Here is a 14,552-nt window from a genome sequence, read left to right on the forward strand (position 1 = left end):
TGATGGGCCCCCGGGGTTGTGACATGCTGGACGCTATTGGCTAAAAGCAGCTTGATCTTATCACTGTAGTGGGATTCTTCATTCTAATGCAGATATTTATGGTTATAGTACTTACATCCAGTTACTTCTGTGATAGGTAAGCAAGTAAAATTAAACTTTCTCCCAATTCATACTAAACTGCCGAAACACACTCTGCTGAATCCAACAACGAACAGCTGGTCACAGCCCCGGGGTCTCCACTCGGCTGAGAAAACCAGCTTTGTGGCGACAACCTGGATCTCGGAAAGATGGGCGTGGGAAACTGGTATGGGCGGAGGAAGCGTAGAGCAGAGCTGAGTATTTTATAATGTACCCATAAGTGTGGACACATTATTTAGCGGGGCTCCCATTTTTTTAGACATCCCTTCCCATTAGTTCCATATAAATGGACACCCCCTCACCTTTCAGAACCCCAATTGTGGACATGCCTTGCTGGTATACCCTGCTTCTGGGACAACTGGCTTGGATGATTGCTGAGGCCTCTTTTGGCTTAGACACCTCTCTTGGCTTATGGTATTCTTATCTAAGAACAGGAGGAATACCATGACCAAAAACCCTTTTACCAATGAACAAATGCTGCTGCTTCGTCAAAATCCTTACACCTACAAGGTGTCCAAATTCCAATTAACCTTTACCAGGGAGTTCAAGGAGATCTTTTACTCGGAATACCAGTTAGGGGAGATTCCGCGGCAGATCCTCGCAGATCATGGCTATGATCCTGCCGTCCTTGGGGACCGCAGGGTATGGAGCATTGCCAGACACATTCGGGAACAGTACGATAAATATGGCGGGTTTCACCAAGGACATTCCCCTCACAGGATGCAAAGCTCCGTCTCCCCGGCTGCTGATCTGCCGCCATCCGAAAAGGATGAATTAAAACTGCTTCGGCATGAGGTTGATTATCTGAAACAGGAAGTTGAGTTCTTAAAAAAAATTTCCTCACTCAGGACTACAAGGAAGTAGGTGCTCTGCTTATGAACGACTCTTCCTGTATATTTGAGATTATCCAGCAAACGATCCGGCAAAGCGAGAATTCCCTTTCTGCCAAAGAACTCTGTTCCATAGCCGGTGTTTCCAGAAGCGGTTATTACGCCTGGATAAAGGCAGCTCCTGTCCGTTCGCTTCAGGAACAGAAGGACCGTGAGGATTTTGATCTGGTTCTGGCCGCTTACAGGCTGCATGGTTATGCCAAAGGGGCCAGGGGCATCTATATGGAACTGCTCCATATGAACCCGCCGGTGATCATGAACCTGAAAAAAATCCGCAGGCTGATGGAAAAGTTCCACCTCTCCTGTCCATACCGAGGCCCAAATCCATATAAAAGAATGGCAAAGGCACTAAGGACCAGCAATGTAGCGGACAACCTGCTAAACCGTGAGTTCGAATGTTATGGACCAAGAATAGTCTTGTTGACGGATATCACTTATCTGTCCTATAGCGGATCCTTTGCCTACCTGTCAACCATCCTGGATGCCTTTACCAGGCAGATACTTTCTTATGTGCTCAGTGACTCCCTGGAAGTGGATTTTGTTCTTGAAACGGTCAATAAACTGGTGGCCGGTCATGGGATCTCACTTCAAGCAGAAACAATCATCCACAGTGATCAGGGGTGCCATTACACCAGCCAAAGTTTTCTTCATATACTTTATAACAAGAAGCTGCGCCAGTCCATGTCCCGGCGTGGCAACTGCTGGGACAATGCGCCCCAGGAGAGTTTCTTTGGGCATATGAAGGACCATATCAAGGCAAAACTGGCTGAATGCGTAAGCTTTGCAGAGGTACAGTCTGTCATTGATGACTACATGGCTTATTATAATAATCAGCGGTACCAATGGCATCTGGCGAAGCTTGCACCCAATGAGTTTTATAAATTTGTCATCACTGGAGAATATCCACTGGATGTTCCCAAAATACCTGCGCATCCGGTCATAGCCAAAAAACCGGAAGAACTTGGATGCCAATTATATCAGAAAAATACGGATAGTTAAAAAATTTCATAGAATACCATGACATTTAAAGAGGTGTACCTGTATGCAGGATACTTTGGAAGTAAAGGTGCGAAAAAAGTGCCCCACTTTTTAAAATGTCCTTGACAAAGGGTACAGTTCATTTACTTACCTTTTCGAAGTGTTTTTTGGCGGATAGTATTCGACTGGCTCCCATCGGATACTAAGCGGGCAGTGAGCTGCGAAATGCATCAGGATTTCGCAGCGAATGCCCGCGTGCCGCCAAAAAGCGCTTCGGAAAGGTTAGAAAATACCAGTTCTGCGGCCAGCTGACAGAGCCCATGCCAGTTTCCCACACCCATCTTTCCTTACACTACCTACATCTACAAAGCGTCATTACTCAACAAAACCCAAATATAAGATAAAATTGTTCGCTGTAGTACTAGAGCTTGTCTGAAAGGAGGAATGGATCATGCTAAAAACTTTAAAAAACTATCATATTATCATCTACCCTGTGATCCTGTACTGGTGCATCTGCTTATTGATGTACCTGAAATTCCCACATACATTATATTTAATGCTGGGCTGGAATGTTTTACTGGCTGCCTTGCCGCTGTTTTTTATTGGAATTTCTATATATTTTTATAACAGGAAAATGAAGTTATGGGCTGCTCTTTTCTCTTTATCCTGGCTGTTATTTTTCCCAAATTCTATCTATATCATTACCGATTTTATCCATATTTCTAATGACAGCCTGGTATGGATAGAAAAAGCAGGAGAACTGTCAGAGAAAGGTAGAACCGTATATAATACGGATATTTTTGCTTGGTTTAAAATGTTTACTATAGGGATTGGATGTATCTACGGAGTTATTCTTGGATTGGAATCTCTTCGTCTGTTTTTAAATATGACGGCATCATTTACTTCACATTTTATATCCTGGATCTGCATAGCAGCCGTTTCTCTTCTGAGCGGATTCGGTGTCTATCTGGGAAGATTTCTCCGCTTTAACAGCTGGGATATCTTACAGCCCATAAGCCTGATAAAAGGTATTTTGGCTGAAATGGATATCTTTGTTTTACAATTTACCCTTTGCTTTGCAGCCGTGATACTTTTACTATTTTTCTTTTATCTGACTATAGTCCGCCTGATACGATCAGAGTTAAAGATACAACACTCATGAATACAGGTCCGTGTACTTTTTCAGAATGAATTCTTGCTTTTTTAGCCTTTTGGGTCTACAATTTAAATGTAATATATTTTTATGTTGATAGGAGTTGATAACATGAAACAGCTATTTGAACCTCTTAAGATAAATTCTATGGTGTGCAGGAACCGTTTTCTGCGCAGTGCTACTTGGGAGGCTCTATCTGACGACCAAGGACACATCACTAATAAACAAAAGAAAATATATACGGAACTGGCCAAAAATGAAGTTGGGTTAATTTGCACCGGATATGCCCGCATTTTGGAAGAAGAACAGCCAAATGAAAGAATGATGGGGATTTACAATGACAGCTTTATTCCTGAGTATCAGGCTTTAACGAAATCCGTACATAAGTATGGTGCCAAAATTATGATGCAGCTGGCATATGGCGGCACAAAAACCACCTATCAGACAAACAGCCGAAGGATTTTTGCTCCAGGCGATATCGCTGAGAAATCCACCGGTACCATTGGGATTCCAATGACAAAAGAAGATATTCACTATGTAACAGAGGCATATGTACAAGCCGCTCTGCGGGTTAAGGAAAGCGGTTTTGATGCTGTCCAGATACACGGTGGACACTCTTACCTGTTAAATCAATTCTTAAGCCCTTATTACAATAACCGATCGGATGAATATGGCGGCAGTATTACAAACCAAATACGTATTATACGTGAAATATATACTGGAATCCGTCAGGCAGCCGGAGAAGATTTTCCGATCTTAATTAAAATTACCTGCTCTGATTTCTTTGAAGGCGGACTGACATTTAAAGAAGTTCTTCCAATCTGCAGGGAACTGGAGGACATGGGATTTGATGCCATTGAAGTATCCGGAAATATACATGGGAAAGCGAACAGTATGTCCGGTCAAATCTTCGACGGCTATCCTCTGACAAGAGGCGGATATTTTATAGAATACGCTAAAGTAATTGCAGAAGAAGTTAACATTCCCGTATTGGTAACGGGAGGTGTTTCTCATTTTGACAAAACATTGGACTGGCTCCAGAACAGCCGTATTGCCGGTTTTGGTTTTTGCCGGGCACTGCTTACCGAGCCTAACCTGATAAAACGTTGGAAAGACGGAGATATGACTCCTGCCAGATGTCTGCACTGTTCGAAATGCAGGACCAGGGAAGGAAACTATTGTACTGTGTTTCATAAAGGAAGTTTTTAAGATGTGTTTTTCTGAGGATTTCTATATTAAGATATGCGTTCCAGCTTATGGTAGGAATGTGTCAAATTTATTCAGCGAACTCACTGAATAAATTTGGCTCATTCCTGTTTTTTGATTTTGAATATCAGATAACTTTGTATTTCATTTTCAACCTTACATTTTCTTCTGAAGTCCCTTAGTATTCTTCTCAACCAGCTTCCTGGCAATCATGATCTGATGTCCGCACCCCATGCATTTCAGACGAAAATCAGCGCCTACCCTAAGGATTTCCCAATCATTGCTGCCACATGGATGCTGCTTTTTTAATTTTACAATATCGCCAACTTCATAAACCATATTTTTGCCTCCTTATATCGCTGCAAATATTTCCCCGATGCTTCCCTGCACAAGTAAGTCCGCATTATGATCCATTGGAGTTGTTGTTTTATTCACTAAAACCAGTTTATTCCCTCTGTAATAATCAATCAGACCTGCTGCGGGATACACTGCCAGAGACGTACCGCCTACAATGAGCACATCCGCCTTGGCAATATAGGATATTGCCCTGGACATTATCTGCTCATCCAGTCCCTCTTCGTACAACACCACATCCGGTTTTATAATACCGCCGCATTCACAGGAAGGTATCCCTTTGGATTCCAGCATATACCCGGCATCATAAGGTTTTTTGCATTTCATACAGTAATTCCTATGGACACTGCCATGCAGCTCCAGAACTTCTTTGCTTCCGGCTTTCTGATGCAGACCGTCAATGTTCTGGGTAATGACTGCCTTTAGCTTTCCTTCTTCTTCCCACTGTGCCAGTTTCCGGTGGGCAGTGTTAGGCTTCGCATCCAGACAAAGCATCTTATTCTGGTAAAAACGATAGAACTCTTTTGGATCCCTCATAAAGAAGGTATGGCTTAATATCGTTTCCGGCGGATAGTCATATTGCTGATTATACAGGCCGTCTACACTTCTAAAATCCGGAATCCCACTTTCTGTAGAGACTCCCGCTCCTCCGAAAAACACAACATTCCGGCTTTCTGCAATCATTTGTTTTAATTGCTCTGTTTTATCCATTTCCATTCCTCCTTCACTTATTGTTTCCATATCTTTGAATAACGATAACTTTGATTGTTAAATTATTTCACTTTAATAGAATCCACAAGTACCCCTTGCACCACAAACCTGGTTGCTTCATTTCCGGTACAGGTTGAAAGAGTTACTATATGGTCTTTTGCTGTAACCTTTGCTGTGCTTTTCACTACGGAATGCTCCACAGCTTCATCCAGATAATCCTGGAAATCTTTATCTTTAGCAAAAGATATCTGATAGGTATTGCTCACTGCTCCTACTTCATGGCAGGAAAAGATCTCATATTTATAATTCATCTTTGGCGTATAAATCCAGAAATAATGGCTTTTTTCAAACACTTCTTCTTCATGAAACTGCTTCAGCGTTCCAAACATGGATCCATTTTTCATATTGTGCCCATAGATGATCGTATTTTGATCCTTAAGGTTTGGATTATTCAGATAATCCATGAAAATAGAGCCTGCAAAATTATCTTCCTTCTTAAATGTCCGGTGCAGATAGTAGTCATTATCTGTTCCACGTACCATTGGATAGCTGATATCAAGTGCTTCTACATTTATCCAGCCGATTACATCTTTATTAATCGCTTTTAGACCGGCGAAATCAACCGGACTTTCCATATAACGTTCTGTTTCACCCTGCTCATTGGTTTCAACCCTGACATCTGATCCTTCAGACTCACTGCCAGTACTACCGGATATATTGGCAAACCCTTCCAGGGAAGAATACTCATCAGTTCCTGCTTTATACTCAAGGTATATTGTCAAAAGACGAAAGCCGGAATATACAAATACTCCAATTGCGATCAGCAGTGCAATAATACGGAACACATCTCCCGCTGTCCGTTTTCTCTTTTTCGGTCTTCTATCTCTGTTTTCTGTCATATATTTTTTGTTCCTGCCTTCCCGCGCACACGGCGTCTCTTTGCCATTCGATCACGGTAAACCGGCAGATGCACAATAAACGTTGTATAATGCGCATCACTGAATGCCTCTATGGTGCCGCCATGCAATTCTACAATTTCCTTTGCAATGGACAGCCCAAGCCCCGCTCCGCCTGTCTGGCTGGAACGTGCATTGTCTACCCGGTAAAATTTTTCAAAGATGGACTTTAACTTCTGAGGCGGAATCTGGGGACCCTGATTCCGAAAGTTAATGATAATGTTTTCATTCTGGAGAAATGCTTCTATATTAATATCCGTACGGGGATAACTATATGCGATAGCATTTCTTAAAAGATTATCAAATACTCTTGCCAGTTTGTCCGGATCCCCGTCCACTACCAGCTCTTCATCCGTCCTGATAGAACAAGTTAAATCCTTATCCGCTAATACGCCATAACTTTCATCTGCAAGCTGCTCTAACATCATAGACAAATTCAATTTTTCCTTCTCCAGGACTATGTCCTGCAGGTTAAAGCGTGTAATTTCAAAAAACTCGCTGATTAATTCACCCAGCCTTGTAGCCTTTTCAAGTGTGATATGCGTATATTTTAAACGCTCCTCTTCCGGCATGTTCGGCTGTTCATCCAGCATTGTTAAATATGCAATAATGGAGGTCAGCGGCGTTTTCAGATCATGGGCAAGATATACCACAAGGTCGTTCTTACGCTGTTCACTTTCAATTGCCGCATACTCTCTTTTTTTCAAAGTCATTTTCAAAGTGTTAAGTTTCTCCGAGATCGGGCCCAGTTCCGGAACCAGATTAATCGGCGCATCTTCATCAGTCAGAATCATATCGATTTCCCTGCCGATATCATCCATATAACCGGTAAGTTTAGAAACCGCCATATAGAAGAACACAAGAAATAAAATGATAAAGCCCGTAGTCAGAAAAATTTCTTTATTATCCATAAAGATTTTCCCATACATTTCATTGGCTGTATCATAATCCATATTGAATTTCATCATGAAGCTGATAAACAGGCTGGCAAAGCTGCTTTGAAATACCCCGTCTATCAGGAATTTCACAATCACAATTCCAACCACTAAAGCCAGGGCAGCAACCAGGACTGCCCTCAGCAATATTGTTCTCTTTAGTTTGCCATAATTATTTTTCAACTTTATAACCAACTCCCCAAACGGTTTTTATAAATTCCGTCTTGCCGGTAGGTCCGCTCATTTTCTCACGCAAATGACGAATATGAACCATTACGGTATTATTACTGTTCTTGTAATACTTTTCTTTCCAGACCTGCTCAAAAAGCTGTTCCGAACTAATTACCTGTCCTCTGTTTTCGCATAAAATCCAAAGAATATCAAATTCGATCGGCGTGAGTGTCAGCTCCCGTTCATTATAAGTACATTCATGGGTGCTTCTGTTAAGCACTAATCCAGCAAAATCAATAATGTCTTCCTGGGACTTGCTTCCCTCATTATACTTGGTAAACCGGCGAAGCTGCGCTTTTACTCTTGCAATTAACTCCAGCGGATTAAACGGCTTTGCAATATAATCATCTGCACCTAACGTAAGCCCGTTGATTTTATCCATATATTCCGTCTTGGCTGTCAGCATGATAACCGGAAACGTATGCTCTTCCCTTATTCTCTGCAAAATTGTAAATCCATCTATATCCGGAAGCATGACATCTAAAAGTGCCATATCCAGCTTTTCATTTTTAATACATTCCAGCGCATCAGTCCCATTATAACATTTTACAACATCATAATTTTCATTTTTCAGATATAGCTCCACTACATCTGCAATCTCCCTTTCGTCATCGACGATTAATATCTTACTCCCCATCTATATTCCTCCTATAAGTCGCAGTTACCTACTGTTCTTGGGAACGGAACTACGTCACGGATATTTGACATTCCAGTCAGGTACATTACGCAGCGTTCAAATCCAAGTCCGAATCCTGCATGTCTTGTAGAACCGTATTTACGAAGATCCATATAGAATCCGTAATCTTCCTCTTTTAATCCCAGTTCATTCATGCGGTTCAGCAGTTTATCATAGTCATCTTCCCTCTGGCTTCCACCGATAATTTCTCCGATTCCAGGCACCAGACAGTCCATAGCGGCAACTGTTTTGCCGTCTTCGTTTAATTTCATATAGAATGCTTTGATCTCTTTTGGATAATCCGTTACAAATACCGGACGCTTATAGATCTCTTCCGTCAGATAGCGTTCATGTTCTGTCTGAAGGTCACATCCCCAGAATACTTTATAATCAAATTTGTCATTATTCTTTTCCAGAATCTCAACTGCTTCCGTATAAGTAACATGAGCAAAATCAGAAGCCGCCACGCTTTTTAAACGTTCTAACAGACCCTTGTCCACAAATGAATTAAAGAATTCCATTTCTTCCGGTGCATGTTCCAGTACATAATTAATCACATATTTTAACATGGACTCTGCAAGCATCATATTATCCTGCAGATCTGCAAATGCGATTTCAGGCTCTATCATCCAGAACTCTGCTGCATGTCTGGTCGTATTGGAGTTTTCTGCCCGGAAAGTCGGACCAAATGTATAAATGTTACGGAATGCCTGCGCATAAGTCTCACCGTTAAGCTGTCCGCTGACTGTCAGACTTGTCTCTTTTCCGAAGAAATCCTGGCTGTAATCGATTGCTCCATCTTCTGTTTTCGGAATATTATCCAGATCCAGCGTGGTAACACGGAACATTTCACCCGCGCCTTCACAGTCACTTCCGGTAATCAGTGGTGTATGAACATATACAAAATCTCTCTCCTGGAAAAACTGATGGATTGCATATGCGATCATGGAACGCACGCGGAACACTGCCTGAAATGCATTTGTTCTGGGTCTTAAATGAGAAATGGTCCTCAAATACTCAAAACTGTGTCTCTTCTTTTGAAGAGGATAATCCGGTGTGGAGTTTCCTTCCACTTCAATCTCGGCTGCCTGGATTTCAAACGGCTGTTTTGCCTGAGGTGTGGCAACCAAAGTTCCTTTTACAATAATGGCTGCTCCCACATTTAATCTGGAGATTTCCTGAAAGTTATCCATTTTATCATGATATACAATCTGAAGTGTCTCAAAGAAAGTTCCGTCATGCAGAACGATAAAACCAAATGTCTTTGAATCACGAATGCTTCTGATCCAGCCGCCAACGCGGATTTCCTGATCTAAATATTTTTCTCTTTCTTTATAAATCTCTCTAACTGTTACCAATTCCATTGTTCGAACTCCTTTGTTCTTTATTCTTTCTCACTATTTTTCTAGTATAGCCTATTCCTGGCTGGTGTGCAAGCCACTAACACTATTTTTCTCTCACATTTCCTTCTCTATCCATTCAATCTCTTTTTGCGGTATTCCCTGGGAGGCACCTTCTCGTATTTGCGAAAAAACCTGGAAAAGTAAAACGGATCACAAAACTGAAGCTCATTGGCAATCTCCTGAAGCTGAAGATCTGTTGTAAGCAAAAGGTGTTTTGCTTTCTTTAAAAGCATTACTTCCAGATATTCTTTAATTCCAATTCCGGTATCCCGCTTAAAATTCCGGGACAGTGAATAATAAGACACATGCATATCTTTCGCCATATTTTCTATTTTAAGCTGAGCCGAAAGATTCTTTTCTATATAATACAGACTTTCCTTCTGTCTGTAGTATCCGCTTAAATCCATCTGTGCTATACCGTCTTCCTTCATTTTTATATAGAAGCGTCCAAGAATTTCATTTAATGCCCCTTTAAAAAACATTTGGTCACCCAGCGTCCCGCCCTCCAGGAGATCTATTAGTCTTTTTGTTTTCTCTGTATCATATGGCATGGACATTGCCCTGCCCAGACTCTGAAACACATCAATTCCCGGAAGCCGCTGCAATTCAAAATGAAAATATAACTTTATAAACGCACTCATTCCTATGTAATTATACTTTGTCCCTGCCGGAATCAAATATACATTTCCAGGGATTAAATTATGGTGATATTCCCCATTTTCAATACATCCTTCTCCTTTTATTACAAAATACAGACGGTTAAAAGGAGATACTACCTCTTTGTGATTCCAGTCTGTATCCCCGTACAGAAGTCCGTGTTCAATTATTTTTATCTGCAGACCATTGAAATCTTCATCTATCATACGAAACTTTTTATCTTCCATAGCAAAAATATCCATCTTTCTTCCTGTTATCTTCATGTACATTCCAGATACCTTTTTATATAATGATCATAACATATAATCTTAGAAATAGAAAGGAAACTGCCATATGTCACTGCAAAATGGTTTAAGCGCACTTAATTTGGAAATGCCTGACAGGATTCCCCGCACAGAGTATTCCGCACATTTCCACTGGGACCTGGTACAAAAAATTACAGGTATTCCGGTTTCTTCAAAGAGCACCGCAGAAGAACAGACAAACGCATCCCGTGAATTTATAAAAGCATGGGATTATGGTCTCTTCTGGAATATTCTCCCCTTTGACTCAATTTTTGGAGAAAAGAAAACGAAAATGGGGCATGCCTCTTATCAGGCTGATGCCGTAGATTACTCTAATGAAGTAAAAAGTTTTATAGAAGAACCCGAAGATGTATTTGATTTTGATTTTGATCAGGTCTATGGCAGAAGAAACAGCCAGGATCTGATTCAGGGTTTTCAGTCTGATTATGATAAAATGTGCCTGGAACACCCCGATACGGTAAATATGACCGGTATGTATACGACCTGTATGTCCGGCATCATCGAAATACTGGGCTGGGATATGCTGCTGCTGGCTGCAGGTATAGACTCCAGAGAATTCGGAGAATTTATAAACCGGTATGTAACCTGGAACCTGCAGTACTTTGAGGCACTTGCGAAATGTAAGTCGGACGTAATCATGGTTCACGATGATATCGTCTGGGGTTCGGGTGCCTTCTTATCTCCGGATTTTTACCGCACCTATATTTTCCCAAATCACAAAAGACTGCTGGCTCCTTTATTGGAAAGCGGCAAAAAAGTCCTTTTTACCTCGGATGGAAACTTTACACAGTTTATTGATGACATTGCAGACCTTGGAATCCATGGGTTTGTGATGGAGCCCTGTACCGATATGTCCTATATCTGTGAAAAGTACGGAAAAAGCCATGTAATCATTGGTAATGCGGATACCCGCGCACTATTATATAAGGATAGGGAATACATCGAAAATGAAGTAAAACGCTGCATCGGTCTGGGACGCGGCTGTCCGGGCTATTTTCTTGCAGTAGGCAACCATATACCGCCAAATACACCTGTAGAAGCCTGTCTGTGGTATCAGGAATTCTACGAAAAGTATAGTAAACGATAAACAGATGCGCCTGCCGAATCTTTCCTTGCGAAGGAACGGACGTTCTTGTATAATATGATATAGATAACCTGTCTAAATTATATTTTATTTGAAAGGCCGTGAGCATATGAAGCGCATTATCTTCCATATAGACGTTAATTCCGCATACTTAAGCTGGACTTCTGTGGAAAATTTAAAGAATCCGCAAGGGATTGACCTTCGTTTAATTCCTTCGATTATCGGAGGCGACCGTTCAAGCCGGCATGGGGTTGTACTTGCAAAATCAATCCCAGCCAAAGCATATCATATACACACAGGTGAGCCCATTGCTGCTGCATTAAAAAAATGCCCGGATTTATTAATCTATCCCCCAAACCACAACCTTTACTCTGAATACAGCCACCGCCTTATGGATTTTCTAAAGGGGATTACTCCGGATGTGGAACAGGTGAGCGTGGATGAATGTTATATGGAGTTTTCCGGGATTTCCCATCTGTATGATTCCCCGGTAAGTGCAGCCACACAGATCAAAAACAGCATTTATGATAAATTCGGCTTCACTGTTAACATTGGAATATCATCAAATAAACTGCTGGCTAAGATGGCTTCTGACTTCGAAAAGCCCGGGAAGGTTCATACCCTGTTTCCCTCTGAAATCCAGACCAAGATGTGGCCTCTGCCTGCTGCTGAACTGTATATGGCCGGTAAAGCATCCGTAGCAACACTGAATAAACTTGGTATTTACACAATTGGGGATCTGGCGGCAACAGATCCGGCACTGCTCACGCCTCATTTAAAAAGTCATGGAAAGATGCTCTGGGAATACGCAAACGGCATAGACAGCACCCCTCTGGTCTCTACTCCCGAAAAAGCTAAGGGAATCGGGAATTCCACTACTCTGTCCATGGATGTAACCTCTGCCAGAGATGCAAAAGCTGTTCTGCTGAAACTGGCTGCAAGTGTATCCGGCCGTCTTAGAAAAGCCGGGCAGCTTGCAGGAAATGTCTGCGTGGAAATAAAATACAGTACCTTTAACGTATCATCCCACCAGATGCAGCTACTGTCTCCATCCAATACGGAAAAAGCAGTCTACCGTGCCTCCTGCCAGCTATTTGATGCGTTATGGGATCAAACGCCCATACGCCTTCTTGGAATCCGCTGCTCAAAACTTGTATCTGACGATACGCCGGTGCAGCTAAGCCTCTTTGATTTACCAGCCTCTGATAACGCAAAACAGAAAAAGCTGGATCAGGCATTGGATTCCATCCGGCTGAAGTTTGGTAATACTGCCATCACCCGTGCAAGTATGCTGCCGCCTAAGGATGACCCGGAGGATGTCTGATAATGGAGATGTCTGATAACGGAGATGTCTGATAACGGAGATGTCTGATAACGGAGATGTCTGATAACGGAGATGTCTGTAAGCTGAGGCGTAAAATATCTAATGCATTTTACTTAAATCTTATCAAAAATAAATCATGGAGAAGCCGCTCTTTTTATGGCTCCCCCATGATTTTTAGATTATTCCTATTTTTCGATAACCTCTTGCAATATCCATATTTTTTTATGTTATAATACCACAACTTCCCCGTCATGTTTTCTGGAATACTCTGCTGCGAAAGCCATAACATGCCCCTGCAGCGATAATTCCGCACCAAATCTCCTGCTTTCTTTATCCGGATTTAACAGTGCCTGGGTAAAATTACGTATAATACATTCATCCCCACCGGAATGTAACGTCCTGGGTGTATGTATTTTTATGGTTGTCTCATTTCCTGTGGCAAAGTCCCTGACCACATACTGGTCTTCATCAATGCTTCCCTCCAGTTCCCCTTTCGTTCCCATAATCTTTGTCTGGCGTTTGATATCCATCGTAAATGCCGATGCCTGCCAGGACACTGTCACCCCGTCTTCATAGACCATGCTCACCACCTGATGATCTGCCGCATCATTATCACATTGATAGACGCATCTGCTGTATGGAGACTCTTTTAAATGGGTAAGAAAGGCTTCCCTGTCATCTGTCCGCATTACAATATCCCTGAAGTTCTGCCTCATTTCCCGGTCATCCAGATAATTGTAGGCAGAGTACAGACAGGTCTTATTGTGGGGACATCCATCCATACAGTTTTTTGTAGCATGTTCCGGCATATTTGCCCTGGTGAAATAAGACAAGGAACCAAACGATGAGATTCGTTCACATTTTTTCCCTCCCAGCAGGAAATTAAAGATATCCGTATCATGAGAGCATTTTGCCACGATCATTGGCGTTGTTTCTTCTGTATTACGCCAGTTTCCCCTGACATAGCTGTGGGCAAAATGCCAGTACCCGATATTTTCAATGTGATGTATGGACTTTACTTCTCCAATCACACCTCTGTCCAGTGTCTCTTTTACTGACTGGAAGAATGGTGTATGCCGCAGTACATGGCATACCATCAGCAATACGCCCTTTTCTTTTGCTGCCTCCACGATTGCCTTTGTTTTTTCCGCTGTTTCCGCCATGGGTTTTTCCAGCAGCACATTTAATCCTGCCTGTATCGCAGCCATCGCAGGCTCATAGTGCTGTCTGTCCTGGGTTGCAATAATAACGCCATCCAGTTCATATCCTTTCTCAATCATGTCCTTCCAGTCTTCGTATCTGTCCTCATCCGCAATGCGGTGCATCTTCCCAAATGTATTGCGCCTGTCTGCCAACGGTTCTGCCACACAGACAAACTTTACCTCTGAGGGGAACTTAAGCGCATAGGGCGCATAACAGTTCGCCCCTCTTTCCCCGGCACCAATTAATCCTAACTTTATCTGTTTCATAAAAGCTTCATTCCTCTCCGGCATACCGCCCTGTCTATTCGTACTTTTTTATTCGCAAATAATTATTTTGCACCATTGTGAT

At 42.1% G+C, this 14,552-nt stretch carries 14 protein-coding genes; 6 read left to right on the plus strand and 8 right to left on the minus strand.

Going from position 1 to position 14,552, the window contains the following annotated elements:
* Positions 1 to 582: 582 nt before the first annotated feature.
* From CD03_RS0120750 to CD03_RS0120770, 4 genes are all read left to right on the plus strand, one after another.
* Positions 583 to 1,002, plus strand: a complete 420-nt coding sequence (locus CD03_RS0120750; RefSeq protein WP_027292090.1) for an HTH domain-containing protein — start codon at positions 583 to 585, stop codon at positions 1,000 to 1,002.
* A gap of 11 nt (positions 1,003 to 1,013) precedes the next feature.
* Entirely contained in the window at positions 1,014 to 2,027 is a 1,014-nt protein-coding gene (locus CD03_RS0120755) for an IS3 family transposase (RefSeq protein ID WP_027292091.1), read from the plus strand.
* A gap of 430 nt (positions 2,028 to 2,457) precedes the next feature.
* The gene (locus CD03_RS0120765; RefSeq protein WP_027295278.1) at positions 2,458 to 3,168 is read left to right on the plus strand and encodes a DUF1361 domain-containing protein; all 711 of its coding nucleotides are present in this window, start codon (positions 2,458 to 2,460) and stop codon (positions 3,166 to 3,168) included.
* Between the two features lie 102 nt (positions 3,169 to 3,270).
* Complete coding sequence (locus tag CD03_RS0120770) at positions 3,271 to 4,368, plus strand: NADH:flavin oxidoreductase (protein WP_027295279.1); 1,098 nt, start codon at positions 3,271 to 3,273, stop codon at positions 4,366 to 4,368.
* Positions 4,369 to 4,521: 153 nt separating this feature from the next.
* Here CD03_RS0120770 and CD03_RS0120775 read toward each other — a convergent pair whose 3' ends face one another.
* From CD03_RS0120775 to CD03_RS0120805, 7 genes are all read right to left on the minus strand, one after another.
* Positions 4,522 to 4,704, minus strand: coding sequence for a DUF951 domain-containing protein (locus tag CD03_RS0120775; RefSeq protein ID WP_027295280.1), 183 nt, complete (start codon positions 4,702 to 4,704; stop codon positions 4,522 to 4,524).
* A gap of 12 nt (positions 4,705 to 4,716) precedes the next feature.
* Positions 4,717 to 5,430, minus strand: a complete 714-nt coding sequence (locus CD03_RS0120780; protein ID WP_027295281.1) for an NAD-dependent protein deacylase — start codon at positions 5,428 to 5,430, stop codon at positions 4,717 to 4,719.
* Positions 5,431 to 5,492: 62 nt separating this feature from the next.
* Complete coding sequence (gene srtB, locus CD03_RS0120785) at positions 5,493 to 6,329, minus strand: class B sortase (RefSeq protein WP_027295282.1); 837 nt, start codon at positions 6,327 to 6,329, stop codon at positions 5,493 to 5,495.
* Positions 6,326 to 7,504 (minus strand): sensor histidine kinase, encoded by a 1,179-nt coding sequence (locus CD03_RS34235; RefSeq protein ID WP_044289560.1) that lies wholly within the window; start codon positions 7,502 to 7,504, stop codon positions 6,326 to 6,328. The genes srtB and CD03_RS34235 overlap by 4 nt, the downstream gene beginning before the upstream one ends.
* Complete coding sequence (vanR, locus tag CD03_RS0120795; protein WP_027295283.1) at positions 7,494 to 8,189, minus strand: VanR-ABDEGLN family response regulator transcription factor; 696 nt, start codon at positions 8,187 to 8,189, stop codon at positions 7,494 to 7,496. The genes CD03_RS34235 and vanR overlap by 11 nt, the downstream gene beginning before the upstream one ends.
* 11 nt (positions 8,190 to 8,200) lie before the next feature.
* On the minus strand, positions 8,201 to 9,592 hold the full coding sequence (gene asnS, locus CD03_RS0120800) for an asparagine--tRNA ligase (RefSeq protein ID WP_027295284.1): 1,392 nt from the start codon (positions 9,590 to 9,592) through the stop codon (positions 8,201 to 8,203).
* 107 nt (positions 9,593 to 9,699) lie between these two features.
* On the minus strand, positions 9,700 to 10,557 hold the full coding sequence (locus CD03_RS0120805; protein WP_027295285.1) for an AraC family transcriptional regulator: 858 nt from the start codon (positions 10,555 to 10,557) through the stop codon (positions 9,700 to 9,702).
* 64 nt (positions 10,558 to 10,621) lie between these two features.
* Here CD03_RS0120805 and CD03_RS0120810 point away from each other — a divergent pair, with 64 nt between their 5' ends.
* Positions 10,622 to 11,680: a uroporphyrinogen decarboxylase family protein gene (locus tag CD03_RS0120810; RefSeq protein WP_027295286.1), complete on the plus strand. Its 1,059-nt coding sequence runs from the start codon at positions 10,622 to 10,624 to the stop codon at positions 11,678 to 11,680.
* Positions 11,681 to 11,786: 106 nt separating this feature from the next.
* Positions 11,787 to 13,001, plus strand: coding sequence for a DNA polymerase Y family protein (locus tag CD03_RS0120815; RefSeq protein ID WP_027295287.1), 1,215 nt, complete (start codon positions 11,787 to 11,789; stop codon positions 12,999 to 13,001).
* Positions 13,002 to 13,228: 227 nt separating this feature from the next.
* On the opposite strand, the gene CD03_RS0120820 is transcribed toward CD03_RS0120815, so the two are convergent.
* Positions 13,229 to 14,470, minus strand: coding sequence for a Gfo/Idh/MocA family protein (locus tag CD03_RS0120820; RefSeq protein WP_027295288.1), 1,242 nt, complete (start codon positions 14,468 to 14,470; stop codon positions 13,229 to 13,231).
* Positions 14,471 to 14,552 lie beyond the last annotated feature (82 nt).

It is taken from the genome of Robinsoniella sp. KNHs210 (assembly GCF_000686105.1).
In the GTDB taxonomy this organism is placed as follows: domain Bacteria; phylum Bacillota; class Clostridia; order Lachnospirales; family Lachnospiraceae; genus Robinsoniella; species Robinsoniella peoriensis.